The organism is Rothia nasimurium, assembly GCF_049068285.1.
Classification (GTDB): Bacteria; Actinomycetota; Actinomycetes; order Actinomycetales; family Micrococcaceae; genus Rothia; species Rothia nasimurium_I.
The window spans coordinates 1-24,260 of record NZ_JBLKPV010000002.1 but is presented as its reverse complement, the minus strand read 5'-3'; the positions used below and the strand labels follow the sequence as shown (position 1 = coordinate 24,260).

The following is a 24,260-nucleotide window of genomic DNA, read 5'->3' as shown; positions in this document are numbered from 1 at the left end:
CCTAACTCCAAGGGCTCCTGAGAAAACCACCTATACTGTTAGATACTGCAGTGAACGTGAACATCTCAGGAGCCCTTGTGGACTTACAGGAAATCGTCAACGCGCATCAGAACCGCCTCAGTGATACCGAACGCGAAATCCTCGCTTTCATGCTCAACAATGAGAAGTTCATCGCCGACTCCACCATTAGCGCCCTGGCGCACAAGACGTTCACCTCAACGTCCAGCATTATTCGCCTGACCAAGAAACTTGGTTTTAGTGGCTTTGCAGAGCTGAAGTTCTTTGTGAAGAATTCCCTGGCGGACGGCACCGCCCCGGCTTTTGATTTTCTCGAAAGCGGGCGGCAGGACATCCTCAAAACCTATGAGGGGCTCATGAATACGGACTTTGAGCCGATTCTGCAGAAAATCTCTTCAGCGAAAACTATTTACCTGTACGGGACGGGTTTTGCCCAGCGCAACGCAATCCAGGAATTTGCCAAATCCATGCTGGCCTGCGGCAAGTTCACCCATGTGATACCTGCTTCCAGTGAGTTCAAGGGAAGCGTATCTGTTATGAGGCCGGACGATTTGGTGATCGTTGCCTCCCTCTCGGGAGAGACAGAATCAGCCCTTCCCGCCATTCGGGCCCTCGCTGCCCGCAAGGTGCCCATGATTGCGATTACCGCATTGGGGGTCAATACCCTGTCAGCTGCTGCAGATTATTCCCTGCACTATGAGGCCACCCCCACCAGCCTGCCACCGCACCGGGAGCCCTACCACTCCTTTGTATCCCTGTCTGTCCTGCTGGATTATCTGGTCCGCCAGTACATTGAATTCATTAATTCCTCAGAAGAAAAGTAAGCATGAACGCAATTCTCTACGCCCTGCGTGACACCGATAAGCTCCGTACCTTCCTGTTCTGGTACTGGATCATCAGCCCCCTCATTTTCTTCTTCTACCAGTTCAGTGTGTCGAAGGGAACCGGGGTAACCTTCCAAGAGATGCTGCAGACCCCTACCGTGGCCCTGGCTTTTCTGGTGAGCTGCATTTCCCTGATTATGGCCGGGCTACTGAGGGCTGCTGAAAGCGAGAACGAGCTGACCGAACGTAATTTTGGTATCTTCGCTGTCATCCAGCAGCTTCTGACCGGTAACCTGCCGGGTTTCCTGTTGGCCTACTTCTTCACCCGCTCCATTTGGGAGGCAGGCGGTGAGCCCTTTGCCCCTCGCCTGAAGTGGGTCATGGTGGGGGGAATGGCCCTGCTGGGCTTCCTTTCCCTCCTCACCCTCGTCGCAAACTTTAACCTGTATATCGCTTAAGATAGTTGAGGCAGTAAAAGCGCGTCCCAGCCGAAGGTAGATTTTCGTGAACGACCAGGTAACTCCTGACCCCTCAACCGCCCAGACCGATCCGACCCCCTGGGCAGGGCCGTCCGCGTCCGCACCGACTAACACCCCAGAACCGGACGACGCAGCCGCCGCCCAGATCACCGCAGGCCTCGAAGCCTGGGCCGCGCACATGGAAATCTACACCGGCCCCGACGCGATGCTGGACTTCAACCAGGTCGATTACGTCCACATTGACCTCACCGACGCAAATTCCTCCGGCGTTGCCCAGATGTTCATGGGCCGTAAGACCCGCCTGTCCACGATCCTGCGGGATAAGGCCAAGCTGGAGGCCGGCATGGTGGCTGCCCGCGCCCTAAGAACCAAAATTTTTGAGCTGGCTACCGGGCACGGGCTGGACGCTGGCTACTTCGTGGCAGGCACAGCCTCCTGGCTCTCCCGCGACGTGCGCGAGGACGGCATGGTCAGCGAGAAGCGCTTTATCGCCCCCATCCTCATGGCCCCCCTGGCCATCACCCCGCACCCCACCAGCGACGACTTTGAGGTCCAGCTGACCGGCCCGGCCCAGCTGAACCCGGCTATGGTGCGGCAGATCAAGAAGGAATACGGCATCGACCTGGGCAGCATGGACGTTGCCCAGCTGGCTAACTCCATGCGGAAGCTAGACCCGGAGCCGGTCATTGAGCGGATGCGGGCCACCACCGGCACTGTTCCGGGAATGACTATCCACTCCACCTACCTGATCTCCACCTTCGCCGACCTGAAGGAAAGCACTGGGGAGCTGCCGGCAACTGCCCACACCGAGCTCGTCCGCGATATCGCCCAGCTCAAACTCAACCCCCTGGAAAAGCCCTTTGTAGCCCCCATCCACAACGGCCGGGCCCCCCTGGATGAACGCAACCCCGATGAGGACATGCTGCTGGTCGATACCGACGCAGCCGGCCAGGACATCGTTGACCTGGCCCACCTGGGCCACTCCCTCACCGTCACCACAGCCCCCGGAACCGACCAGTTGGGAACCGCTGCCAACCTGGCAGCTGCCCTGATCCACCAGGGTAAATCCGTACTAGTGGTGGGGGAGAAGCGCTCTACCTTAGCCGACTTCACTGCCCTGCTGGAACGCCACCAGCTCACCGATCTGACCTTCAACCTGCTGGCCGACAAAAGCTCCGAAGAATACCGCACCGAATTTATCAACGCGATTGTGCGCGACGAACAGGCCCCGGCCCCTAACGTCACTGATATTCACCGCGAGCTCATCGAAACCCGAGGCGCCCTCAAAGCCCACACCGACTCCCTGCGTTTTACCGAATCCCGCTGGGGTTGCTCCGTCTACGAGGCCCTCCAAACCCTAGCTGCCCTCACCGCCCAGACCCCGCCCCCGGCAACCCAGGTGCGCTTGAGCAAGACCACCATGGACGAGCAGGTCAACCGCGCTGAGACCGTCCGCAAACTCCAGCGCCTGGCAGAACTGGGCGGCTTCCGTCCCTCCACCCGGGCCTCAGCCTGGCACCGGGCTAAACTCCTGAACGCCGACGAAACCCAGGCCGCCCATACCCTGGTGAAAAATCTCGCCTCGTCCCTGGCAGATTTGACCAGCAAAATGCAGGCTATGGCTCACTCCACCGGCATGGAACCGGGCACCAGCATCACCGACTGGGGCAACCAAATCGACCTGCTTGAACGCCTGGCCGACACCCTCACCCGCTTCAACCAGGACATTTTCGACCGGCCCGTCACCGACCTCATCGCCGCCACCGCCTCAGGGGCCTGGCGCCGGGACCACGGCATTGAAATGTCCAGCATCCAACGCTCCCGCCTGCGGCGGGCAGCTAAGGAATACATCATTCCCGGTGTCTCCATCAACGATCTGCACGAAAGCCTCTTCATCGTGCAGGGCCAGCGGGAAGAATGGCTGGCCTGGGCCGCCGACGGCCGTACCCCTGCTATTCCCGACAACCTGGCTGAACTCCGCTCAGCCCACAGCCGCCTCGTCGGTGAGTTCATGGGGCTGGCCATTGTTCTGGAAGACTCACCTGCTGGAACCCGTTTCACCCACACCCCGCTGCCTGAGCTCTCTGCCCGCTTGCAGGCCCTCATCGACGACGAGGTTCTTCTCCACAGCCTGCCCGAACGGGTTGGATTGACCCGGGAGCTCACCACCGCAGGCCTTGGCGCCCTGCTTGAAGATCTCTACGACCGGCAAATCAGTGCCGAGGGGGTCGCCGCTGAACTCGAACTGGCCTGGTGGCAGACAGCCCTCGAAATGATGCTGGCCTCCCACGAAATTGAGATCTTGGACGGCGACCGCCTGCGCTCCCTGGAAACCCGTTTCCGCCGGGCAGACTACAGCCACCTTGCCGCTGCCCCCGCCCGTCTCCACGCAGCCGTCGCCGATTGCTGGCGCAACCGGATCGGCCAGTACGAAGACCAAGCCAACTACCTGCGAAGCCAGCTCAAAAGCCACGACTTCAACCTGGGCCAGGTCCTGCAGAAGGCCCCCGTCATGGCCAGCACCCTCCTGCCCCTCTGGATCGCCAGCCCCTTCTCCCTCTCCGGCAAAGTCCCCACCGACATGCGTTTTGACGCAGCCATCTTGCTGGACGCGGAATCAACCCCGCTGGCAGCTAACCTCCCGGCCCTCATCCGGGCCGAACAGGTCATCGCCCTGGGCGACCCCCACAGCGGCTTCCCGGCCCCCTTCATGGTCTCAGCCCTAGCCAACGGCACCCCCGTCCCCAACAGCAACAAACTAGTCTCAACCTTTGAGGCCCTGGCCAAGGTGCTTCCCGGCCGGTCCCTGGCCACCGTCAACCGGGCTGTTGATCCCACCCTCTTTACCTACCTCAACGACCACTTCTATTCCGGAGCCCTCACCAGCTACCCCTGGGGCGAAGAATACACCGAAGGGGCCGAAGCCCTGACAGTCGAATACGTCGACGTCACCGGCAGAGTCTCAGACAATGCCAGCCTGGACTCACCCAGCCCTGAAGTGCAGCGCGTTGCCGAAATGGTCATTGAACACGCCTACCGGACCCCCAAGCAGACTCTAGCAGTTATCACCACCAGCGCCCGCCACGCCCAGCGCATCGCAGAAGCTGTGCGTCAGCTGGTCAACCGCTACCCCCAGTTTGCCCCCTTCTTTGCAGCCGGAAACGAACCCTTCCGCGTCGTAGATGTCACCCGTGCCGTGGACATGGAACGGGACGTCATTATCTTCTCCCTCGGTGCCGGAAAAACCACCCAGGGAGCAGCCCACCACTTTGGCCACTTCTCCGAGCGGGGCGGCCGCCAAAACTTCGCCCTGGCCATGACCCGGGCCCGCCACCTCACCCGCCTGGTCACCTGCGTCACCCCCGAAGACCTGGACCCCCAACGCCTAGAACACGGGGCCTTCGACATCTATCGCCTGCTTCTTGCCTACCGGAAGGACCAGGAAGAAAAGGCCCAGAGGGAACTCACCCGCCCCATTACTGACCAGCTGCCGGTCAATGAATTCCTCACCAACGACCACCTGGACGCCATTGACATGGGCGATTGGCTCCTGGGGGACCTCCAACGCCGGGTTGCGGCCCTGCCCCTGACCCTGCACGAATCCCCCCGTGAGATTTTCTCCCTGGTGGCAACCAGTGAGGCCGAATCCCTGGTTGCAGGTGCCCTCGCTAGCCCCCGCGCCCGCAAAATGCTCCACGATATTGACCAGCCCACGCCCACCCGCGTCCCTTTGGCTGTCATCTCCGACGGAACCGACGCCTACGCTTCCCTGTCCGTTCGGGAACGCTCCCGCCTGGTGCCGGAACTACTCTCCCGCACCGGCTGGAACTCCATGACCGCCTGGACCATCGAAGTCTTCTCCCAGCCTGAAACGGTAGTCAACCGTATCGCCAGCTACCTGGGAATAACAGAAAGCCCAGAATCATGAGCGAATCCCAGAAAGATCAGCTCAAGACGGTCAGTAGTGGCTACCAGCCCACTCCCAAAAAACGCCGGGGCAACCGCAGGGCCACAGGCGGTTCAGCCTTCACCGGGCCTGAACCCACCCTTGCCGGGCTGACACCTGCCGAAAGTTACACCCGGCAGAGCCCAGAGGCAGACGATAGGGATACATGGCTTAAAGAACAGCTTCCTCCCCACTACGGAGGAACAGTTTAAAACAGGAAAGGCTCCCCGGTTGGGGAGCCTTTCAGCTTGGGGTCAGGGCCTACTTGCCCTTGTCGTTGGCGTAGAAGCCAGATCCCTTAAAGACCACTCCGACCTGGCCAAACTTCTTCCGCAGGGTATCTTGCTTGCACTCGGGGCAGGTGGTGAGGGCCGCATCGCTAAAGGACTGGTGCTGCTCAAAGACATGGTCGCAATTCTTGCACTGGTAAACGTAAACGGGCACGTCAACTCCTTGAATATCAGCCCGGGCTCAGTGCCGGGCGGGGCATATCTGCCCTCTATCTTACTCCCAGCTGGCGCAGGCCCAGTTCGGTCAGCACCCAGCCAAGGGTAGCGTCCCAGGGATCTGTCGGGACTGCATCCACAACCTCCCGCTCAAAGACCACACCAACCGTTGTGGGGCTCATAGCCAGTTCCCCCAGCTGCTCAAAAAGCCGGTCATAATACCCACCTCCCTGGCCCAGACGGCGTCCTGCCAAATCGAAGGCAAGGGCCGGAACTAAACGCAGGTCTGCCCCCACAAAGGCCTCAGGCCCCTGGCGCTGGCCGTCCGGCTCAGCAATACCCAGAGAATTACGGACGGTCGCCGCCCCCGGCTCCCAGCCCACCCAGGTGAGGGTGCGGCCCGGTTCAACAACGGGAACAAGGACCCGGTGGCCAGCAGCCACCGCCCGGGTAAGACCGTCGAGGATAGGGGGTTCAGTGGGCAGGGGCAGAAAAGCTGCAATTGTCGAAACCGGTTCAAGCCGGGCCCACAGCTGCTCACACTGGCCAGTAAATGCTGCCCTCAGGTCAGCAGAAATCCCTACATCCCGGCGGCGCCGCCGGAGATAAGACCTGGCAAAAGCCTTAGAATCTGTCACAGATAGGGTCATTTCCTTTTCTCCCCGTGGTATCAAACACAAATCACCGTCTAATTTACCGCCTGAGATCAGAAACCCCCTGTGATTACAGGTATTCTTATGCCTATGACCGAAAATAAATCACTCACCGTCACCAAGGCAGTCATCCCTGCCGCTGGTCTTGGCACCCGCTTCCTTCCTGCAACCAAGGCAACCCCGAAGGAAATGCTGCCTGTTGTAGACCGTCCTGCCATTCAGTACGTTGTCGAAGAAGCCATTCGCGCTGGGCTCAATGACGTACTCATGATTACCGGCCGTAACAAGCGGGCCCTTGAAGATCACTTCGATCGCGTTCCCGGCCTGGAACAGCAGCTTGCAGACCAGGGTAAGGACGCCCTGCTCAAGAGCGTTGAAGATTCCAACGAACTCGGTGAAATCCACTATGTCCGCCAGGGCGACCCCAAGGGGCTGGGCCACGCTGTTCTGCGTGGCAAGGTCCACGTTGGTAACGAGCCCTTTGCGGTTCTGCTTGGCGATGACCTGATCGATGAATCAGAGGACCTGCTCTCAGAGATGGTTGCTGTTCAGCAGAAGACCGGCGGCTCAGTAGTGGCCCTCATGGAGGTTCCCGAAGACCAGATTTCAGCCTACGGTTGTGCAGCTATTGAGGCTGTAGAAGGTGAAGAGGGCTTCTACAAGGTCACCGGCCTGGTGGAAAAGCCCGCCAAGGAGGACGCCCCCTCCAACCTGGCAGTCATCGGCCGCTATGTGCTGTCTCCCAAGGTTTTTGAGGTGCTGGAAAACACCGCACCCGGCCGCGGTGACGAGATCCAGCTGACCGATGCCCTGCAGACCCTGGCTCAGGGTACTGGTGAGGGCGAGGGTGTCTACGGCGTTGTATTCAAGGGCCGCCGCTTCGATACCGGTGATAAGCTCTCCTACCTGAAGGCTAACGTCATCCTTGCAGCAGAGCGCGAGGATCTCGGCCCTGAGCTGCGTACCTGGATTAAGGAATTCGCAGCTGAGATCTAAAGAAGCTGCCGGTTCATAAACCTGAACCTTACCTTGAAGGCCTCTTGTTCATACTGTGAACGAGAGGCCTTCGTTTATTGTCCTCCGCCTGAAAACTGGGGGAGGGGGCCGGGTTGCTGGGGTAGAATTGACCGGTACATCATTGATTTGACTTGAAGGAGGCCCACCCCGATGAGTGTTCTGGGAACGTCAGGCGTCATTCTGCTTGCTCTTGTATTAGTGGGTCTCATGATGATCAATCGGCAATCCAAGTCCCGCGTAGCCTACGCCTTTGGTGCTGAAAAGGCCTGCGATGACATCCTGGTACCTACAGACTCCGATGAGCAGGTTGCCCTCATGGCCTATGCGGACGCTGATTCGCCGGTAGCGGTTGCCGGTGGATTTGGTGGATCTGGCTCCGCTTCTACCGCTGACGCTACCGAAGCTCGTCCGGCCCTGCGCCTGAGATGGGGCCGTATGGCAATTTTTGGGGCCGGTGCCCTCTTTCTGCTTGTTTCTGGGGTGACCGCCCTGGTTGCTGCATTCACAGCCTTGACCTTCGTAACCCCGGTGCTTTTCCTGCTGTTAGCCCTGGGCTGCCTGGTTGCCCTTCGGGTTTTGGCCCTGCGCGATCGGGACCGGCGTCGGGCCAGCACGGCTATGAAGGTAGAACAGAGCAAGAAGCTCCACCGCCCTGAGCGTCCCACCCTCCAGGAGAAGACTCAGGCTTCTCGGGCTGAGATTGCCCCCGGCGAGGAGAAGCCCCGACGGGCAACCCCGACGCTTCCTGCCCGGGCCCAGGCAACCCTGCCTGTCAGCCACGCAGCCAAGGCCCTGCGCAAGGCCCGCACCCAACATCAGCCCGTACGGATCCAAGCTCCGGCTGAATCTAAGGCCGAAGAAAAGTCAGCAGAACCCACCCGGCTCCGCATGGACGAGGCCCTACCTGACACCCGTTGGACCGTCACCGAGGTGCCCCGCCCCACCTACCTGGACGCCCCCGTCGCCCAGCGCAAGGTGGTCGAGCCGGTCGAGACCGTCCAGGCCCCGCAGAGCACCAGCCAGACCTTAGCTGAGGCAGCTGGCATGAACCTTGACGAAGTTTTGCGTCGCCGCCGAGCCTAACCCCCGCAGTTCTGGAGGGTAAAAACTCTAGATGTCTTAGAACCTTTTTGGCGCCCCGCCTGCCTACCGGTAGGCGGGGCGCCGTATAGGCTTAAAGAGGAAAAAGAGGATCACCGAAAGGCTAGGCATGGTTGCCCACCACCTCGAAGTTGAACGTAAGTTTGAAATGCTGGATCTGACCCAGGCCACTCCAGAGTTAACCTGGTCTTTTGACGGTTTCACCGCTGATCATCCGGTGGTGGAAAATCTCGATGCCACCTACTATGACACGGCCAGCCAGGCCCTGGGCCGTCACCAGGTTGCCCTGCGCCGCCGCACCGGTGGCTACGACCAGGGGTGGCACATCAAGTTTGATGCAGCCGGAGGACGCCACGAGGTCACCTTTGAGCTAGAGGAAGGCGACAAGATTCCTGCTGCTGTGGCTGACTTCCTTGCCCCGGTGCTCCTGGAAGAGCAGGCTGTCCCTGCCGTTTCCCTGCTCACCCGCAGGGTCAGGACTGTTGTGAGGTCTGAGGCCGGGGCGGCCATTGCTGAGATTTGTGATGATTCGGTTGCTGCCACCGATTTCTCCACAGGTGTTGAACGCACCTGGCACGAGTGGGAGGTTGAACTTTTAGATGGAGGTTTAGAAGATCCGGACGGGGCAGCCCGAGTTTTTGCAGCCGTGGAGGCTACCCTGCTGGCAGCAGGGGCTTCTGCCTCAACCTCTACAGCTAAGATAGCCCGTGCCCTGGGGGCCGATGCTGAATTTGAAGCCCGCCGGGCCCAACAACTGGGTGCTGCTGCTCAGGTGCCGGGTGGCCTGTTCCCTGCACCCGCAGATGATAAGGTCATTTTGCCATCGGCCCACCTGCTTGCCGGGATTGTGCGGGATTTGACGGTGAAGCTTGCCCAGGCTGACCTCTTGATTCGGGCAGGAGCGCCAGACTCAACCCACCAGGGGCGGGTAGCTGCCCGTCAGCTCCGCAGCGTCATCAAGTATATGGCTCAGCCCTACGCCCAAGAGGCTGAGGCTAAGACCAGCCTCAAACAGCTGGCCAAGGGACTCAAGACCTATGCCCGCCAGTTAGAACCCCACCGGAACGGGGAGCTCATTGCAGAGCTTGTCACAGAGACAGTGGAGAGTAGCCCAGCAACCGTTGCCCTCCAATCCCAGACCCTGAAGCAGGTTCTAGAGGCCGAAGATGCCACCTACCTGAAAAACGCTCGAACCTACATCACCTCCCCTGCCCGTTTGGACCTGCAGGCTGGCCTCATTCAGCTAGCCACCGATGTCACTGCCTACTGTGACCTGCCCCTGAATCCGGATAACTACATCAACAAGGTCTCCAAGCGGTTACGCAAGCACCTGGTGAAGACTGCGGCCCCTCTTGCTGCTACCTACCCGCAAGACCCCCAGGGGCGGGCGGCTTCAGCCCACCTCGACGAGCAGGTTCACGACGTCCGCAAGCTGGCTAAGGCAGCCCGCTACTGTTTGAGCGCAATCAAGGCTGCAGGCGGCCAGCTCACCTCGGGGCAGCAAGAGCTTCTGAACTTGGCTAAGAAGATTCAAAGCCAGCAGGGAAAACTAACCGACCAGAACACTCTGGCAGCCTGGCTGCTGGGCCACCAGGGTGCGGTAGACCAGCTGACCCTCGGCTATCTCCTGGGCCGTAGCGACCTCAAGGCGGAAGTCGTAAGGATAACGCTTGGAGCAAGTATCACCTGCCAGCTTGAAACCCTCAAGGATATGCAGCTGAAGTAGAAGTGGGCTGGCTTCCGCTGATGGGCCAACCTCGGTGCCTGTGGTGGGTTACTGGGTTGTGATTAGCAATTGGTTGCCCCACAATCCGCTTGTAGATCCTAGGCCCCAACCTTTGAAGCGCCCAGATAAGAAAAGTCCCCTGGTCACCGAGGAGGTGGCCAGGGGACTTTACATCACACACAGGAAGAAAAGTCTTCGACAGCACCGAAATAGCCAGCCCTCCCACAGGGCCGTGCGGCTATTAGGTAATAAAAATATATCCTAATTCTGGAGGGTTTGGCTAGTGTTTTGAGCAAAAAAATTTTGGCAAAGCTATCTATGAAAATAGGCTAACCTAACTAAAAGGGTGTTTCCCCAAGTCACCACTGGGAGAAGGGTCTGCTCTGCCCCTCCCGGTCGGACGGAAACGTCCTGGCTCCGCCAGAACCGCTAGACTGGGGGAGTGAGAGAATGGCTTGAAGGATTACACTGGTCTGCCGCTATCGGCTTTATGTGGATAGTGGGAATTGTGCGTACCAGCATCATCTACAGCCTCGGCTACCTCGCCGCCACCGGAGGCAGTCGGCTTGCCACTATACGGAAACTCATGGACCACCCCCTCTACCAGCGGGCCCAACTCTTCATCAACCGCTGGGGAGTGCTGGCCGTCCCCCTCTGCTTCCTCACGATCGGTTTCCAAACCGCAGTCATCATCACTACCGGCTTTACCCGAATGCCCCTGATCCGTTGGATTCCAGCCATGCTCATCGGAACCCTCATGTGGGGCACCATCTACGCCACCATCGGTATGTCCGTCATCTGGCTCTGGCTCGAAAACCCGGCCGTTGCCGTCCCCCTCATCCTCCTGCTCATCACCATCATCGCCGTCCTCAAATGGAAGGACGCCCGCCGCTCCATGCCTCGAATCTCGAAAGGGAACCGCCCATGACCTCTCTCAGCGAGGCAATACTCGCCCACCCCCACCTGCTCATTGATGACCACACTGACCGCTACGAAAGCGTCGGCCAGGTTCCCGGCCTGTGTGTCGGTTACGTTCCCGGTGTCATGCCCGGCAAATGGTTCAACCGCTGGCGCGAACGCTACTCAGCCCTGGCCCCGCTCACCGAGGTTGCCCTGGCTGAGGGCCAGGGGCTCTCAGCCCTGGACGCTTTTGCCGACATGGTCCTTCTGCGAGGTGAGGACGAGGCAGCTGCCCTTGACCGTAAGCGCTACCACGCCATTGAACTCTACCGGGAGACTCCGGTGGTGGTGCTACCTAAAGACCACCTGCTCACCGTCCTAGAGACTGTCCCGGTAGCTGATTTAGCTGAAGAGTTCCTGCTCCAAGACCCTGCCGAGGTGCCCGCCTGGGCTGAGGTTTCAGCGTCCTACCGGGAAGAAAATCCCCGGCCCCTGCCCGAAATGCGTCACCGGGGCGACGCTGTTGAACTCGTGGCGGCCGGAATTGGCCTACTCGTAGTGCCAATGTCAGTGGCCCGTTTTTACCACCGCAAGGATCTGACCTATCGGCCGGTAGAAGGGCTGAAAGAATACCCGGTGCTCCTGGTTTGGCCGCGCAACCCCGGCCGAAGTGATGAGCGCGAACAGATTATTCAAGATTTTGTCGGCATTACCCGGGGCCGGACGGCAGCCTCCAACCGCGGGTCTGATACCCGCGAGGTGGCCCTCGACAAGCAGCGCCGGGCTAAGGAAGAAGCTAAGCGCAAGCGGGCTGCGGCCAACAAGAAGTGGGAAGCTGAAGACCGCAAGCGCCGCAATGCCCAGAAGAACGGGAACCTGCGCCAGTACCAGGCCCAGAAGAGGAAGAAGCGCTAGGCCTGGGAATCGGTTGATTTTTCCCCGTAGACAACAGACTGGTTGGCCAGGGGAATACGCAGGCCCCGTTCGTCCATAGCCTTCTTCAGCTGCTCCCGGAGCTTACGGCCCACCATAAACTGCTCCGAGGGGGCCGTCTTGACGGTCAGGCGCAAGATCACTTGTTCACCGGTCACCGACTGAACACCCAGGTACTGGGGCTCACCCGAGATATTCTCTGCAATACCGGGCAGGGTTACAGCCTGCTGCATTGACTCCAGGAGGAACTGGCCCATCTCGTCGATATCGGCGGTGTAGGGGATAGGGAGATCGATGATAGTGCGGGCCCAGCCCTGGGAAGAATTGCCCACCCGCAGGATCTCCCCGTTGCGAACATGCCAGAGGGTGCCTGCACTATCTCGCACCTGGGTGGTGCGGAGGCCAACAGCTTCGACTTCACCTTCAGCTTCACCCAGATTGACCCAGTCCCCGATGCCAAGCTGGTCTTCGGCAACGATAAAGATGCCCGCCAGGAAGTCCTTCACCAGGGACTGGGCACCAAAGGACAGGGCCACGCCGACGACACCGGCTGAAGCAATCACCGGGGCAATGTTAAAGCCCATTTCGGCAATAATCATGACAATCATGACCGTCCAAATCACGATGGACGAAACGGACCGCAGCACCGACCCGACAGTTTGGGCCCGCTGGGTCTGCCTCGCTGAAGCTAGGGAGGCATCGGCCCGCCAACGGCTGATAGCCCCGGGCTTCTCATCGGTTGCAAGAACCCGGTTTTTAGTACCGCGGGCAATCGAATCGGTAACCTTACGAATCACCAGGCGCACCAGCATCTGAAGGATAATGCCCAGAACAATAATGATGGCAATCCTCGCCGGTGCCCCGAGCCAGAAATCGAGACTAGCCAGGCGGGTCAGGACGGTGCCTGCAACCTCAGCGCTTTCTTCAAGGGGGGTCGTTGTGGTGGCGTTCAGAAAACTCATACTCACGAGGTTAGCGGGTTTAGCTGAGCATAGCCGCCAAAGCCGTAGACTGAAATGATGACGATTGTTTGTGACGGAAGGTTGCCCCAATGCCCCTGGTGATGGATACCCGCCCGGCTGCTTACGCTGTGGTGATTGAGGACGGCAAGATACTCTTATCCCGCTGGGTGCCCACCATCCCCGGCTATGAACCGGGCTGGACCCTACCCGGCGGCGGTATGGATCCCGGCGAGCAACCAGCTGAGACGGCCGTGCGCGAAGTCTTGGAAGAGACCGGCTATACCATCGAACTCGATGGCCTGCTTGGAGTTCATACCGCCTACTTCGACCAGGACGGCACCGACCGGCCCTTCTGTGCCTTCCGCACCATCTACCGCGGGCACGTCACCGGCGGGGAGCTAACCCATGAGGTGGGAGGGTCCAGCGATATGGCCGCCTGGATCCCTCTTGCTGAACTCGATCAGCACCCCTACTACTCAGCCCTTGATGAAGCGGCCCGCTTACTAGGCTTTGACGACGCCAGCGACATGGCCCGCTCCTACCGGCAGGAATCCGCATGATTTTTTCAGGACGGCCCCGCCCCCACCTAGCTGGCACTGGGCGGCAGTCTGCCACCCGGATGACTTGCCTACTCCTTCTGCCCCTGCTTGCCCTGAGCGCCTGCGGTTCTTCCGCCCAGGACGCTGCCGCCCCCTCAACCCCCAGCCTTTCGGCGACCGGTGGGGTAGGGGCGTCCTCACCCTCAAGCGGCCCGACCCAGGCTACTCTCACCGTCGGTACCGGCCTGACCCCAGAAACCCGCCACGCCGCCTACATCTACCAGGCTGCCCTCCAAGCTGCAGGGTACCGGGTAGAAGTGGTCGAAACGGAACCAAACCGCGAATCCCTCTTTACCAGCATGGGCCTTGACCTGGGTACGCCCCAAGAAAGTGCAAGCCCCCAGGCTACAGGTCAGCCCCTCCCGATGGCCGGAGTCACCCACCTAACCCCTGACCTTACCGGCGATTTGCTCCTGTACCTCACCGACAACGGCGCTAAGGGCCCCAATGGTGAGCAAGTCAATGTACGGGGGCTGAGCCCCTCAGATATCTACAAGGCCCTAGAAGGAACCCTGCCGGCTGGAGCTAGCCTCCTTGACGCCTCATCGGCCACCAACCGCTACGGTTACGTGATGACCCGGGCTACAGCTACCCGCCACAGCATCAGTGACATGGAGGATCTCGGAGAAACCTGCCGAAACCTCACCCTGGTTGCCCCCGAAACCTACCAGGAGAACCCCAGCGGAGCAGCTTCTCTCCAAGCCGACTATTCCTGCACCCCAGGTGCCATTAACACTTTCGATGACCGGGCCGACCAAATCCATCAGCTCATCACCGGGCAAACTGATCTGGCCTACGTCTACACCGCAAACCCAGCTATCAGCGTCCACAACCTCATTCTTCTCGACGACCCCGAACGCACCCAGCTGGCCCAAAACATTGTGCCCATCGTCAGAAGCGACGAACTACCCCAAGAGGCCATCGACATCATCAATGGTGTCTCAGCCTCCCTGACCTCTGACCACCTGGCCCGACTGAACACCCTCACCAGCGGTGACCATCCGCTTACTGAAACAGAGGCCGCACATTTCTGGTTGACAGCCCTGAAAGGGTAATCTGAATCTCATGGCATTCAAGCAATCAAAGAAACTCCAAAACGTCCTCTACGACATCCGCGGCCCTATCCTCGAAGAAGCCCAGCGGATGGAGGCCCGCGGCCACCGTATCCTCAAGCTCAATATCGGCAACCCCGCCCCCTTCGGCTTTGAGGCGCCCGAAACCATCATGATGGACATCATCGAGCACCTCCCCGAAACCCAGGGCTACTCAGATTCCCGGGGACTCTACTCAGCTAGGACCGCCATCGTTCAGTACTACCAGAACGAGGGCATCATGAACATCACCACTGATGATGTCTACCTGGGTAACGGCGTCTCTGAGCTGATTCCCATGACCCTCCAGGCCCTGCTCGATAACGGCGATGAAATCCTGGTGCCCAGCCCCGACTACCCCCTCTGGACGGCGTCAACCCAGCTGGCAGGCGGCAAGCCGGTTCACTACACCTGTGACGAAGCAGATGGCTGGAACCCCGATATCGAGGACATCAAATCCAAGATCACCCCGAACACCCGCGGCATTGTGGTGATTAACCCCAATAACCCCACCGGTGCTGTCTATTCACCCCAGGTTCTGCAGCAGATCGTAGACCTTGCCCGCGAGCACGAGCTGATTATCTTTGCCGATGAAATCTACGAGAAGATTCTCTACGATGGCAACGTCATGACCCACGTTGCCTCTCTCACCGGCGATGACGTCCTCTGTCTGACCTTCTCTGGCCTCTCGAAGGCCTACCGGGTCTGCGGTTACCGGGCCGGCTGGGTTGCGATTTCTGGCCCGAAGCTGGCTGCAGCCCCCTTCATTGAGGGCATTAACCTGCTGGCTAATATGCGCCTGTGCGCCAATGTTCCGGCCCAGCACGCTATCCAGACGGCTCTTGGTGGCTACCAGTCCATCAACGATCTGATTCTGCCCGGCGGCCGTCTGAAGGAACAGCGCGACCTGTCTTACAAGATGCTCAGCGAGATGGACGGAATCACCGTCCAGCAGGCCCAGGGCGCCCTTTACCTCTTCCCCAAGATCGATGTTGATAAGTTCAATATCACCAGCGATGAGAAGTTCATGCTTGACCTGTTGCGGGAGCAGAAGATTCTGCTGAGCCACGGTTCAGCCTTTAACTGGGGGGCTCCTGACCACTTCCGCCTGGTCTTCTTGCCCGATATCCACGTCCTCGCAGATGCCCTGGAACGTTTGGGCAATTTCTTGAGCGATTACAAGCAAAACTAATCATGACCCTGCTTGAAAGCCAGGTTAGCCCCGCACTTACCCTTTGGTGGTGCGGGGCTGCTTATTTAGCCCTGGGCTTCTTGGCGGGCTGCATCTAGTTTGGCGCTTGCCCCGTCTAGCCAGGCTTCACACCGGTTGGCAAGGGCTTCACCGCGTTCCCAAAGGGCAATGGATTCTTCAAGGGTTCCTGCCCCTGACTCCATTCGGCTAACGACCTGCAGCAGTTCTTCCCGGGCCTGCTCGTAGGTGAGCTGGTCGACAGGAAGAGCGTTGAGTTCGGTCTTGAATTCGATGGGGTTGCTCATGGGTTTCTTCTTTCTTGTCTGTAGCTAATACTTAGTGGTTATCAGGGTGGACGGCGGTGACGCTTGCTTCCAGGGAGCCCTTTGCAGCCCTGACGGTAATGGCGGAACCCGGGGCAAGGCCTGTGGCGTCTCGGACCAGGTGGCCGTCGTTGGTTTGCAGGACGGCATAGCCCCGGTTGAGGGTTTGTTGGGGGGAGAGGGCGGTAACTCGGGCCCGGAGCTGGCCGATAAGATCGCGGTCGCGGGCAACCCGGTGGGTAGCTGCCTTGAGCCCGCGGGTGCGGAGCCTGTCAAGGTCTTCGGCCCGGGCCAAGAGGGTTGAAGCCGGGTTGGCTAGGGCCGGACGGGAGCGTACCTGGGCAAGGCCCTGCTTTTCGCGGGCAAGCATCTGTTCGATAGCCCGGGCGAGCTGGTATCGAGCCCCCCGGAAGAGTTCTTGTTCTTCGCGGACGTCAGGCACTATCCTTTTCCCTGCGTCGGTGGGGGTGGAGGCCCGCAGATCCGCTGCGTGGTCCATCAGCGGGGAGTCAGCCTCATGGCCGATAGCGGAGACGACCGGGGTCTGGGCTGCGGCAACTGCCCGGACCATGGCTTCTTCGGAGAAGGGCAGGAGGTCTTCAAAGGAGCCACCGCCACGGGCTATGACAATGACGTCGATATCGGGGCGGGCATCAAGCTCTGCTAGGGCGGCGGTCACCTGGGCAACCGCATTAACGCCCTGAACAGCGACCTCGCGGACCTCAAAATCTACGGCGGGCCAGCGGAGGGAGGCGTTGCGGATGACGTCCTTCATGGCATCGGAATCTCGGCCGGTAATGAGGCCGACCCGGCGGGGGAGGAGCGGCAGGGGCTTCTTACGGGCACCGTCAAAGAGCCCTTCGGCCGAAAGCTTGCCCCGGAGCTTCTCAATCAGCTCCAACATGGAGCCCACACCGACAGGCTTGATATGGGAACCCTGCATGGACAGGCGTCCGGTCTTGACCCAGAAATCAGGTTTGAGCTGGAGGACAACCCGGGAGCCCCGCTCCAGCTGGCCCTGGACCTTAGCCATTTCGGAGCCCCAGACCGTGACCGATACTGAGACTTCCTGCTCGATATCGCGAAGGGTCAGGTAGGAGACCCGGCCCCGATGGTTGAGCTCAATAATCTGACCCTCAACCCAGGTGGGGACGCACCGGGCAATGTATTCGTGCATCTTGTTGGATAAGAGGTGCAGGGGCCAAGGGTTATCAGCAGTGGTCTGGCCAGCCCGCTCAGCCAGGGGCTGGGCAGGGGCAGCAGCCGCTTGGGCTGCCTGCTCTTGGGCCTGGGCTAGGGAAAGGGACTGCTCACCAAAACTGTTCATACCCCACTATTACCACCGCTGCCTGACATTTTAAGAAGCTCAGGGGCAAATACCACCAAGAAAAACAGAAAAATGAGGGGCAGGACGCACCCGCCCCGCATCTCAGGTCAGGCGGCTAGCACAGATAAGAGCACCGGCTACCTAGCCATCGACCTGCCTTCAACGGACCACTGGTTATCTCTCAAGAACCAGAAAGCTAATCCACAGCCAAAAGGTTTAGGATAGGGCATCATGGGCACTCCTCCTACCGATTTCAAAGACTTCGATGGCAACTGGACCAATCCCGAGGTCCAGCGGCGGCACCAGTCCGCCAACTCCTTACCTCCTCATCCTGGCGCCAGCCAACCACCAACGGGTTCTTCTACCCACCAGCCCCTGAGCCAAGAGCCTACGGCTCCCTACAGTCAAGCCTCTGCCTATCCAGTCCTGCCTGGCCATGGGGCACCGTCTACACCAGCCGCTAGCCCTGCCCTGGCAAGGGGGCGGCGCCGTCCGGCCTTCAGCCTGGCCCGCCGCTTTTTCGGCGTCCTCTGTGCCCTCCTGGCTCTTGCCACCGGCCTGACCGGGGCAGCTGCCTACTGGTCAGCCCACACCATTACAGACACAGCCGGTTTCACCGCCCTCACCTCAGGCATCGCAAGCGACCCAGAATTCCAGCAAACCCTGGCTACAGCCGTGACCGACGACATCATGGCCTCCCCGGCCATCTCCACCTACCTGGGAGACGGCAACTCAACCACCTGGTACGGGGGAGTGCAGAACTGGCTCTATGACCAAACCAAAAATTTTGTCGATACGGCAACCGGCGCAACCATTAACTCAGAGGCCTACCCCCAGCTCTGGAACCAGGTCATCACAGATACCCACGCCTATAACTTCAGCGGAGAGAGCAGGCCTGCAATCTTGGACTTGAGCGCCATCTACGATGCAGCAGCCACCAGCGTAGCTACCTCAACCGGAGTCCCTATCGACACCTCTGGGCTACCTGGCCGCACCCTCGTCCTCGATACCGGCCAGAGCATCTGGCCCCTCAATTCTCTAGCCAATACCCTGATTTTCATCTCAGACCTCTGGCCGCTCCTCTTCGTTCTCAGCGCAGCAGCGGCGCTCGCCGGGGTTCTTTTATGGCCTGGCAGCCGCTTCGGTTACCTGGCGGTTGTCTTCTTGATAGGTGCAGGCCTCAGCTGGCTGGCCAGCCTCCTGGCCACCGGCTTCTCCCTGACCACGGGCCTTGACCTGCCGGTAGGAGGAGCGGCACTTACCTTCCTCCAAAAGCTTTCTGAAACGATTGCAGGATCCTTTGCTGACTTCCACACCACTGTTGCCCTGAGCCTTTTGGTAGCCGCTGCCCTGGCAGCCCTGCTGGCGGTCTTGGCGGCCGTCCTGAAGATTTCTGCGAGACTCGCCACTGCACGGACCCGCTAGAAACCCGTAAGATGGAGACTATGTCTACAGCTGAAAAGACCATTGAACTTGGCCTGCCCACCGTGCCGCGCGTGCGCCGCTCCCGTGAAGAGGTTGAAGCGGCCGCCCCGACCGGTCAGAAGAAAGTGCTCCTCGCAGCCCCCCGAGGTTACTGTGCTGGCGTTGACCGGGCCGTAATCGCCGTTGAGAAGGCCCTAGAGCACTACGGTGCGCCCGTCTACGTCCGGAAGCAAATCGTACATAACCGCCACGTCGTTGAAACCCTGGAAGCCCAGGGGGCAATTTTTGTGGACGAGGTCGAGGAAGTTCCCGAAGGCTCGGTCACGGTGTTCTCAGCCCACGGCGTGTCACCAGCTGTGGTTTCTTCAGCTGAGGATCGGCAGCTCAACACTATTGACGCCACCTGCCCCCTGGTCTCCAAGGTGCACCGTGAGGCAGTACGTTTTGCCAAGCAGGATTACGATATTCTGCTCATTGGTCATGAAGGCCATGAAGAGGTTGAGGGAACCGCTGGTGAAGCCCCCGACCACATCCAGATTGTGAACTCACCCGATGAGGTAGATAAGGTAACCGTCCGCGACCCCGAGAAGGTCGTGTGGATTTCTCAGACCACCCTGTCTGTCGATGAGACTCTTGAAACCGTTGCCCGCCTGCGGGAGCGTTTCCCGACCCTGCAGGACCCGCCGTCCGACGATATCTGCTACGCAACCTCTAACCGCCAGGGCGCTATTAAGGAGATTGCTCCCCAGGCTGATCTGGTGATCGTTGTTGGCTCTACCAATTCATCTAACTCGGTGCGCCTGAAGGAAGTTGCCCTGGAATACGGGGCCAAGCAGGCCTACCTGGTGGATTACGCCAATGAGGTTGATGAAGCCTGGTTTGAGGGCGTCACCACCGTGGGGCTAACCTCCGGCGCTTCGGTGCCCGAGGTTCTGGTGCAGGACGTTCTGCGTCTGCTGGCCGACTACGGTTACGTTGATGTTGAAAAGTTTGAGACTGCTAAGGAAGACATCCTCTTTTCCCTGCCCAAGGAGCTTCGCGCGGCCCTGAAGAACGATTCAGGCGAGCCTGCTATGCGTCTTGGAGGACGAGGAGCGAAGCCGACCCGGTAAAATCGCGAAGCGACCGGGTTGGCTTCGCGACGAAGTCCTCTTCCGTTAAAAATTTGCCCACGATTGGGCAAATTTAGGAAGTGTGGAGCAAAGCCGACCCGGTAACGCAGGCTAGCCTAGCCCACCTAAAAAGTTCAGACCCCGGCACCTCTTTCTTGAATGAGGTGCCGGGGTTGTGCTTTACCGGGTCCAGTCTAGGTCTTCTTCAGTGAGAAGATCTCCCTGGGTAAATTCAGGGGCGGTGAGGGGCTTGACCGTGGAATCGACGGGAGTAGGGATGAGCTGATCTGCCGGGCCTGTCTGGCCAGAGAGGGACCTCATTTTGCGGGCGGTCACAAAGACGCGGGTTTCGAGGGAGCCAACCAGGCCGTTGTAGGAGTCAATGGCGCGGGTCAGAGCCCGGCCCATGCCGTTGAGGTGGGTTCCTGCGGTACCCAGCCTGTCATAAAGCTGGGTCGCTAAGGTAAAGAGCTCCCGGGCGTTGTCGGTCAAAGCGTCCTGACGCCAGGAGAAAGAAATCGCTTTGAGGGCAGCCAGAAGGGAGGTTGGGGAGACAAGGGCAATATTCTTCGCCGCGGCGTAGTCCAGGAGGGTCGGATCTGCGGTGAGGGCTGCAGAGAGGGCCGACTCGGAGGGGATAAAGCAGAGGACGAGTTCGGGGGAGGTATGGAAGCCGGACCAATAGTTTTTACTAGCCAGGGCGTCGATATGGGTTCTAAGGGCCCGGGCGTGCTGGGTCAGGAAGGACTTTTGTTTCTGAGGGGTGTCAGCTTCCTGGGCTGTCAGGTAAGCAGCCAGGGGCGCTTTAGCGTCACAGATAATGGTTTTTTCACCGGGCAGGTTGATCACCATATCGGGACGGATCACCCGGTCTGTTCCATTGGCGGCAGTAGCCTGGGCTGTGGTTTGTTCAGTGTAGTCGATGTGGCGGGTCATACCGGCTGCTTCAACGATTCGGCGGAGTTGGGCTTCTCCCCAGGTTCCCCGGGCTGATGAGGAACGCAGGGCCCCGGCCAGAGCGCCGGTAGCCTCCCGCAACTGGGCCCCGGTGCGGTTAGTCTCTGCAAGAGCCTCCGCCAGGCCCCCGTACTGTTGGGCCCGCTGGGTTTCCATGGTGCGAACGGATTTTTCCATTGTGGCCAGCTGGGCTTTGAGGGGAGCCAGGGCCAGCAGGACGTCTTCATCTTCTTCCGCTTTGACTGTCAGCTCCCGGACGCGCTCGCTCAGCAGGGCTTCGGCTCGTTGGGCTGCTGCGAGGTCGGCAGTCAGGCGGGAATTCTTTTCCTTGAGGGAATCAACAGAGCCGCTGCCCGCCCGTCCCCAAAGATAGCCTGCGAGCGCCCCCAGAATCAGGGCGAGCAGGACAGCAAGAAGAACCGTTGAAGTAGCCATACCCCCTACTTTACCCAGCCCACAGGTAACCGGAGAGGCCGTCACCCGTGGGTCATACCCGGGGTTCTTTTACTGGGGTGGGGAAATACTCAAGCTACCCTTTCCAAGTGCCTCATCTGGTGCTGGCTGAAGTGCCCTAGACTGGTTGCATGCCCTACCTTTTTCTTGCCCTTGCCATCGGTTCTGAGCTTCTTGCCACGAGCCTTTTGAAGTACACCGAAGGGTTTACCCGCCTCTGGTTTACCCTCGGCTGCCTGGCAGGTTATGGTTTTGCCTTTTTCATGCTGGCCCTGGCGGTGAGGGACATTCCGGTGGGGGTGGCCTATGCCCTCTGGTCGGGGCTGGGCACCGCTGCCATCGTCGCTATCGGTGCGGTCTTCCTGGGGGAGCCCATCACCCTAGTGAAGGTAGTGGGTATTTCCCTGATTGTTGCCGGGGTGCTAGTGCTCAACCTGGGCGGGGCTAGCCACTAGTTCTGATAGCAGATTTCTTCCCAGACGGGCCGGTAGCCCAGCTCCTCATTAACCCTAATCATGGCCGGGTTGACGGCCGAGTTCATGGTAATAATTTGCCGAATGTGGGGTGCGGACGCCGGCAGTCGGGTATGGCTCAGAACCTTGAGGGTGCGCGAGAGGCCAAGGCCGCGGTGCTCTGGCATGACCACGGTGGATTCCTGCCAGGCTGAGGCATTGCGTGTATCGGTGGGATAGGTCAAAGCCGTTATCGCTGCAATCTTTCCTTGGTGTAGGGCTGCCGCATACATCAGTTCTTCTCCTGATGCATGGGTTTTCTCCTCTATCTCGCGCAGACGCTCAGGGGTGAAGTTTGAAGCCTCCCGGCGGGCTTCTCCAGTGGGTTCATCTACCTCTAGCTGGTGGTAAGCAGCTGCGGCTGACTCTAGGTGTTGTTCGGGAATTTTATGTTCCCAAACCTCGAAGGTGTAGGCGGGATCGGTTATTGTCTTGTGCCCAGCCTCCTGCACAAGGTCTGCGGGAAGCGGTAGGGGAGCGATTCTCGTGATAGCAGAATTCTTAGGTTCCAAGCCCAGAAGGGCCGCAACCCTGTTGATGGGCAGGGCGGGGTCGTCCTTGTTGTGATCCTGCATGAGGTAGCCGTAATAGGTGATGTGGGTGCGTCCGCTGGGTTCGATAGCCTCGGCTAGGGCATGGTGGGTAAGTGCCTCTTCCAGGCCCCGCCCTTCGGCCTTGGGATGGACGGCGAGATGGAAGTTCAGGCCATTCAGGTTCTCTTTGAGGGGGAGTGATACCAGCACAATACCGAGAATCTTCCCCTAAGCCTCTGCCACCCAACGGTGGTTTTCATAGTAACTGGAGGGAGCAAGAATAGCTCGCCGCTCTTCAACGGTTGTGGTGGACGGGAAGCCGTAGAGCTTTTCATCGCAGGCAGAATCCAGGGCATTGAGCTGCTCCATATCGGCATCGGAGTCGATATTAATCGGGCGGATGATGATGTCTTGAGTTGAAAACTGGGCTCCTGTCATGCTGACCAGCTTAATGTGATGTGTCCTGGATAACAAGAAGTGGGCGAGGGGGAGCTGCCAGACCTACCCGCCGGTGGCGGGCGTCCGCACCGCTTACAGCTCATGCCTAAGGCTCCCGCGCCCGCTTGACTCACCCCTGTAAACTAGAAACCGTGGCTTTAACTATTGGAATTGTGGGTCTGCCCAACGTCGGCAAGTCGACCCTTTTTAACGCACTGACCAAAAACAACATCCTGGCAGCGAACTACCCCTTCGCAACCATCGAACCCAACGTGGGCGTCGTCAACCTACCTGACGAGCGCCTGGCCCGCCTGGCCGAAATCTACGGCTCCGAGCGCATCCTGCCCGCGACCGTCTCCTTCGTGGATATCGCCGGTATCGTCCGTGGTGCCTCTGAGGGTGAAGGCCTGGGTAACCAGTTCCTCGCAAACATCCGCGAGGCTCACGCGATCGCCCAGGTCGTCCGCGCCTTCGACGACCCCGACGTCATCCACGTCGACGGCAAAGTCGACCCCGCCAGCGATATGGAAACCATCAACACCGAACTGGTGCTGGCTGACCTGCAGACCCTGGAAAACGCTATTCCCCGCCTGGAAAAGGCCGTCAAGATCAAGAAGGGCGACCCTGCCCAGCTTGAGGAATACAAGAAGGCCCAGGCCGTGCTGGAACAGGGCGACACCCTGATCTCCAAGTACGAAGAAGCAAAGATCGACATGGCCTTGCTCAAGGAGCTGAACCTGCTCACCTCCAAGCCCTTCATCTACGTCTTTAACTCGGACGAGGGCGTCCTTGCCTCTGAGGAAAAGCAGGCTGAACTGCGCGCCATGGTTGCCCCCGCTGAGGCCGTCTTCCTGGACGCCAAGCTTGAGGCTGACATGGTTGAGCTCTCTGAAGAAGAGGCCCGGGAAATGCTGGAAATGAGTGGCCAGGACGAGTCCGGCCTGGATAAGCTGGCCCGTGTTGGCTTCTCCACCCTGGGCTTGCAGACCTACCTGACCGCAGGCCCCAAGGAAACCCGCGCCTGGACCATTACCAAGGGCGACACCGCCCCCCAGGCAGCCGGTGTGATCCACACCGATTTTGAGCGTGGCTTCATTAAGGCTGAGGTTGTCTCCTTCTCCGACCTGGACGACGCCGGTTCTATGGCCGAGGCAAAGGCCCGCGGCAAGGTCCGCATGGAAGGCAAGGATTACGTCATGCAGGACGGCGACGTGGTGGAGTTCCGCTTCAACGTCTAGCTTGTAGCTTTTGATGATTGAGTGGCTGGTAGCTCCTTGGAAGGAGCTACCAGCC

At 59.7% G+C, this 24,260-nt stretch carries 24 protein-coding genes; 16 read left to right on the top strand and 8 right to left on the bottom strand.

Annotated features, from left to right (window positions below):
- Window positions 1-50: 50 nt before the first annotated feature.
- From ACMXX3_RS02135 to ACMXX3_RS02120, 4 genes are read left to right on the top strand one after another with little or no spacing between them, the layout of a single operon-like run.
- On the top strand, window positions 51-842 hold the full coding sequence (locus ACMXX3_RS02135; RefSeq protein ID WP_421083163.1) for a MurR/RpiR family transcriptional regulator: 792 nt from the start codon (window positions 51-53) through the stop codon (window positions 840-842).
- A gap of 2 nt (window positions 843-844) precedes the next feature.
- Window positions 845-1,300, top strand: a complete 456-nt coding sequence (locus tag ACMXX3_RS02130; RefSeq protein ID WP_421083162.1) for a cell shape determination protein CcmA — start codon at window positions 845-847, stop codon at window positions 1,298-1,300.
- Window positions 1,301-1,346: 46 nt separating this feature from the next.
- Window positions 1,347-5,249 (top strand): DEAD/DEAH box helicase, encoded by a 3,903-nt coding sequence (locus tag ACMXX3_RS02125; protein ID WP_421083161.1) that lies wholly within the window; start codon window positions 1,347-1,349, stop codon window positions 5,247-5,249.
- Window positions 5,246-5,479, top strand: coding sequence for a hypothetical protein (locus ACMXX3_RS02120; protein ID WP_421083160.1), 234 nt, complete (start codon window positions 5,246-5,248; stop codon window positions 5,477-5,479). Before ACMXX3_RS02125 ends, ACMXX3_RS02120 begins: the two co-directional genes overlap by 4 nt.
- A gap of 49 nt (window positions 5,480-5,528) precedes the next feature.
- Here ACMXX3_RS02120 and ACMXX3_RS02115 read toward each other — a convergent pair whose 3' ends face one another.
- Window positions 5,529-5,711 (bottom strand): FmdB family zinc ribbon protein, encoded by a 183-nt coding sequence (locus tag ACMXX3_RS02115; protein ID WP_421083159.1) that lies wholly within the window; start codon window positions 5,709-5,711, stop codon window positions 5,529-5,531.
- A gap of 55 nt (window positions 5,712-5,766) precedes the next feature.
- Entirely contained in the window at window positions 5,767-6,351 is a 585-nt protein-coding gene (locus ACMXX3_RS02110) for a 5-formyltetrahydrofolate cyclo-ligase (protein WP_421083158.1), read from the bottom strand.
- 105 nt (window positions 6,352-6,456) lie between these two features.
- Between ACMXX3_RS02110 and galU the strand changes: the two genes are divergently transcribed.
- The 5 genes from galU to ACMXX3_RS02085 all read left to right on the top strand — a co-directional run bounded on the left by galU (window position 6,457) and on the right by ACMXX3_RS02085 (window position 12,025).
- Entirely contained in the window at window positions 6,457-7,362 is a 906-nt protein-coding gene (gene galU, locus ACMXX3_RS02105) for a UTP--glucose-1-phosphate uridylyltransferase GalU (RefSeq protein WP_421083157.1), read from the top strand.
- Window positions 7,363-7,533: 171 nt separating this feature from the next.
- Window positions 7,534-8,466, top strand: coding sequence for a hypothetical protein (locus ACMXX3_RS02100; RefSeq protein ID WP_421083156.1), 933 nt, complete (start codon window positions 7,534-7,536; stop codon window positions 8,464-8,466).
- Between the two features lie 127 nt (window positions 8,467-8,593).
- The gene (locus ACMXX3_RS02095; protein ID WP_421083155.1) at window positions 8,594-10,210 is read left to right on the top strand and encodes a CHAD domain-containing protein; all 1,617 of its coding nucleotides are present in this window, start codon (window positions 8,594-8,596) and stop codon (window positions 10,208-10,210) included.
- Window positions 10,211-10,652: 442 nt separating this feature from the next.
- The gene (locus ACMXX3_RS02090) at window positions 10,653-11,138 is read left to right on the top strand and encodes a hypothetical protein (RefSeq protein WP_421083154.1); all 486 of its coding nucleotides are present in this window, start codon (window positions 10,653-10,655) and stop codon (window positions 11,136-11,138) included.
- Complete coding sequence (locus tag ACMXX3_RS02085; protein WP_421083153.1) at window positions 11,135-12,025, top strand: LysR substrate-binding domain-containing protein; 891 nt, start codon at window positions 11,135-11,137, stop codon at window positions 12,023-12,025. The genes ACMXX3_RS02090 and ACMXX3_RS02085 overlap by 4 nt, the downstream gene beginning before the upstream one ends.
- Here the strand turns inward: ACMXX3_RS02085 and ACMXX3_RS02080 are convergent.
- Window positions 12,022-13,005 (bottom strand): mechanosensitive ion channel family protein, encoded by a 984-nt coding sequence (locus ACMXX3_RS02080; RefSeq protein ID WP_421083152.1) that lies wholly within the window; start codon window positions 13,003-13,005, stop codon window positions 12,022-12,024. The two genes, ACMXX3_RS02085 and ACMXX3_RS02080, sit on opposite strands and share 4 nt — an antisense overlap.
- An 89-nt stretch (window positions 13,006-13,094) precedes the next feature.
- Here ACMXX3_RS02080 and ACMXX3_RS02075 point away from each other — a divergent pair, with 89 nt between their 5' ends.
- Genes ACMXX3_RS02075 through ACMXX3_RS02065 form a run of 3 tightly spaced genes read left to right on the top strand, consistent with a single transcriptional unit; the run spans window position 13,095 to window position 15,887 of the window.
- On the top strand, window positions 13,095-13,565 hold the full coding sequence (locus ACMXX3_RS02075) for an NUDIX hydrolase (RefSeq protein ID WP_421083151.1): 471 nt from the start codon (window positions 13,095-13,097) through the stop codon (window positions 13,563-13,565).
- Window positions 13,562-14,659, top strand: a complete 1,098-nt coding sequence (locus ACMXX3_RS02070) for a glycine betaine ABC transporter substrate-binding protein (protein WP_421083150.1) — start codon at window positions 13,562-13,564, stop codon at window positions 14,657-14,659. Before ACMXX3_RS02075 ends, ACMXX3_RS02070 begins: the two co-directional genes overlap by 4 nt.
- Before the next feature lie 10 nt (window positions 14,660-14,669).
- Window positions 14,670-15,887: a pyridoxal phosphate-dependent aminotransferase gene (locus ACMXX3_RS02065; protein WP_421083149.1), complete on the top strand. Its 1,218-nt coding sequence runs from the start codon at window positions 14,670-14,672 to the stop codon at window positions 15,885-15,887.
- 65 nt (window positions 15,888-15,952) lie between these two features.
- On the opposite strand, the gene ACMXX3_RS02060 is transcribed toward ACMXX3_RS02065, so the two are convergent.
- Window positions 15,953-16,192, bottom strand: a complete 240-nt coding sequence (locus ACMXX3_RS02060; protein ID WP_421083148.1) for an exodeoxyribonuclease VII small subunit — start codon at window positions 16,190-16,192, stop codon at window positions 15,953-15,955.
- A gap of 31 nt (window positions 16,193-16,223) precedes the next feature.
- Complete coding sequence (xseA, locus tag ACMXX3_RS02055) at window positions 16,224-17,537, bottom strand: exodeoxyribonuclease VII large subunit (protein WP_421083147.1); 1,314 nt, start codon at window positions 17,535-17,537, stop codon at window positions 16,224-16,226.
- Window positions 17,538-17,768: 231 nt separating this feature from the next.
- On the opposite strand from xseA, the gene ACMXX3_RS02050 reads away from it, so the two are divergent.
- Together ACMXX3_RS02050 and ACMXX3_RS02045 are read left to right on the top strand one after the other, a co-directional pair.
- Window positions 17,769-18,962 carry a hypothetical protein gene (locus tag ACMXX3_RS02050; RefSeq protein ID WP_421083146.1) on the top strand — a complete coding sequence of 398 codons (1,194 nt, stop codon included), beginning with the start codon at window positions 17,769-17,771 and terminating at the stop codon, window positions 18,960-18,962.
- A 20-nt stretch (window positions 18,963-18,982) separates the two neighbouring features.
- Window positions 18,983-20,074 carry a 4-hydroxy-3-methylbut-2-enyl diphosphate reductase gene (locus ACMXX3_RS02045; protein WP_421083145.1) on the top strand — a complete coding sequence of 364 codons (1,092 nt, stop codon included), beginning with the start codon at window positions 18,983-18,985 and terminating at the stop codon, window positions 20,072-20,074.
- A gap of 180 nt (window positions 20,075-20,254) precedes the next feature.
- Here the strand turns inward: ACMXX3_RS02045 and rmuC are convergent, their stop codons facing one another.
- Entirely contained in the window at window positions 20,255-21,466 is a 1,212-nt protein-coding gene (gene rmuC / locus ACMXX3_RS02040; RefSeq protein WP_421083144.1) for a DNA recombination protein RmuC, read from the bottom strand.
- Between the two features lie 149 nt (window positions 21,467-21,615).
- Between rmuC and ACMXX3_RS02035 the strand changes: the two genes are divergently transcribed.
- Window positions 21,616-21,939 (top strand): DMT family transporter, encoded by a 324-nt coding sequence (locus ACMXX3_RS02035; protein ID WP_421083143.1) that lies wholly within the window; start codon window positions 21,616-21,618, stop codon window positions 21,937-21,939.
- On the opposite strand, the gene ACMXX3_RS02030 is transcribed toward ACMXX3_RS02035, so the two are convergent.
- A complete protein-coding gene (locus ACMXX3_RS02030; protein ID WP_421083142.1) occupies window positions 21,936-22,739 on the bottom strand; it encodes a hypothetical protein in 804 nt (267 codons plus the stop codon). The two genes, ACMXX3_RS02035 and ACMXX3_RS02030, sit on opposite strands and share 4 nt — an antisense overlap.
- An 18-nt stretch (window positions 22,740-22,757) precedes the next feature.
- Window positions 22,758-22,967, bottom strand: coding sequence for a hypothetical protein (locus tag ACMXX3_RS02025; RefSeq protein WP_421083141.1), 210 nt, complete (start codon window positions 22,965-22,967; stop codon window positions 22,758-22,760).
- Window positions 22,968-23,119: 152 nt separating this feature from the next.
- On the opposite strand from ACMXX3_RS02025, the gene ychF reads away from it, so the two are divergent.
- Complete coding sequence (ychF, locus tag ACMXX3_RS02020) at window positions 23,120-24,205, top strand: redox-regulated ATPase YchF (RefSeq protein WP_421083140.1); 1,086 nt, start codon at window positions 23,120-23,122, stop codon at window positions 24,203-24,205.
- The last annotated feature ends 55 nt before the right edge of the window (window positions 24,206-24,260 follow it).

Bases quoted from the DNA above. Each gene is read 5' to 3' on its own strand.
- ACMXX3_RS02130 (WP_421083162.1), top strand. From the start codon at position 845: ATGAACGCAATTCTCTACGCCCTGCGTGACACCGATAAGCTCCGTACC.
- ACMXX3_RS02120 (WP_421083160.1), top strand. From the start codon at position 5,246: ATGAGCGAATCCCAGAAAGATCAGCTCAAGACGGTCAGTAGTGGCTAC.
- galU (WP_421083157.1), top strand. From the start codon at position 6,457: ATGACCGAAAATAAATCACTCACCGTCACCAAGGCAGTCATCCCTGCC.
- ACMXX3_RS02100 (WP_421083156.1), top strand. From the start codon at position 7,534: ATGAGTGTTCTGGGAACGTCAGGCGTCATTCTGCTTGCTCTTGTATTA.
- ACMXX3_RS02095 (WP_421083155.1), top strand. From the start codon at position 8,594: ATGGTTGCCCACCACCTCGAAGTTGAACGTAAGTTTGAAATGCTGGAT.
- ACMXX3_RS02085 (WP_421083153.1), top strand. From the start codon at position 11,135: ATGACCTCTCTCAGCGAGGCAATACTCGCCCACCCCCACCTGCTCATT.
- ACMXX3_RS02080 (WP_421083152.1), bottom strand. From the start codon at position 13,005: ATGAGTTTTCTGAACGCCACCACAACGACCCCCCTTGAAGAAAGCGCT.
- ACMXX3_RS02075 (WP_421083151.1), top strand. From the start codon at position 13,095: ATGCCCCTGGTGATGGATACCCGCCCGGCTGCTTACGCTGTGGTGATT.
- ACMXX3_RS02070 (WP_421083150.1), top strand. From the start codon at position 13,562: ATGATTTTTTCAGGACGGCCCCGCCCCCACCTAGCTGGCACTGGGCGG.
- ACMXX3_RS02065 (WP_421083149.1), top strand. From the start codon at position 14,670: ATGGCATTCAAGCAATCAAAGAAACTCCAAAACGTCCTCTACGACATC.
- ACMXX3_RS02060 (WP_421083148.1), bottom strand. From the start codon at position 16,192: ATGAGCAACCCCATCGAATTCAAGACCGAACTCAACGCTCTTCCTGTC.
- xseA (WP_421083147.1), bottom strand. From the start codon at position 17,537: ATGAACAGTTTTGGTGAGCAGTCCCTTTCCCTAGCCCAGGCCCAAGAG.
- ACMXX3_RS02050 (WP_421083146.1), top strand. From the start codon at position 17,769: ATGGGCACTCCTCCTACCGATTTCAAAGACTTCGATGGCAACTGGACC.
- ACMXX3_RS02045 (WP_421083145.1), top strand. From the start codon at position 18,983: ATGTCTACAGCTGAAAAGACCATTGAACTTGGCCTGCCCACCGTGCCG.
- rmuC (WP_421083144.1), bottom strand. From the start codon at position 21,466: ATGGCTACTTCAACGGTTCTTCTTGCTGTCCTGCTCGCCCTGATTCTG.
- ACMXX3_RS02035 (WP_421083143.1), top strand. From the start codon at position 21,616: ATGCCCTACCTTTTTCTTGCCCTTGCCATCGGTTCTGAGCTTCTTGCC.
- ACMXX3_RS02025 (WP_421083141.1), bottom strand. From the start codon at position 22,967: ATGACAGGAGCCCAGTTTTCAACTCAAGACATCATCATCCGCCCGATT.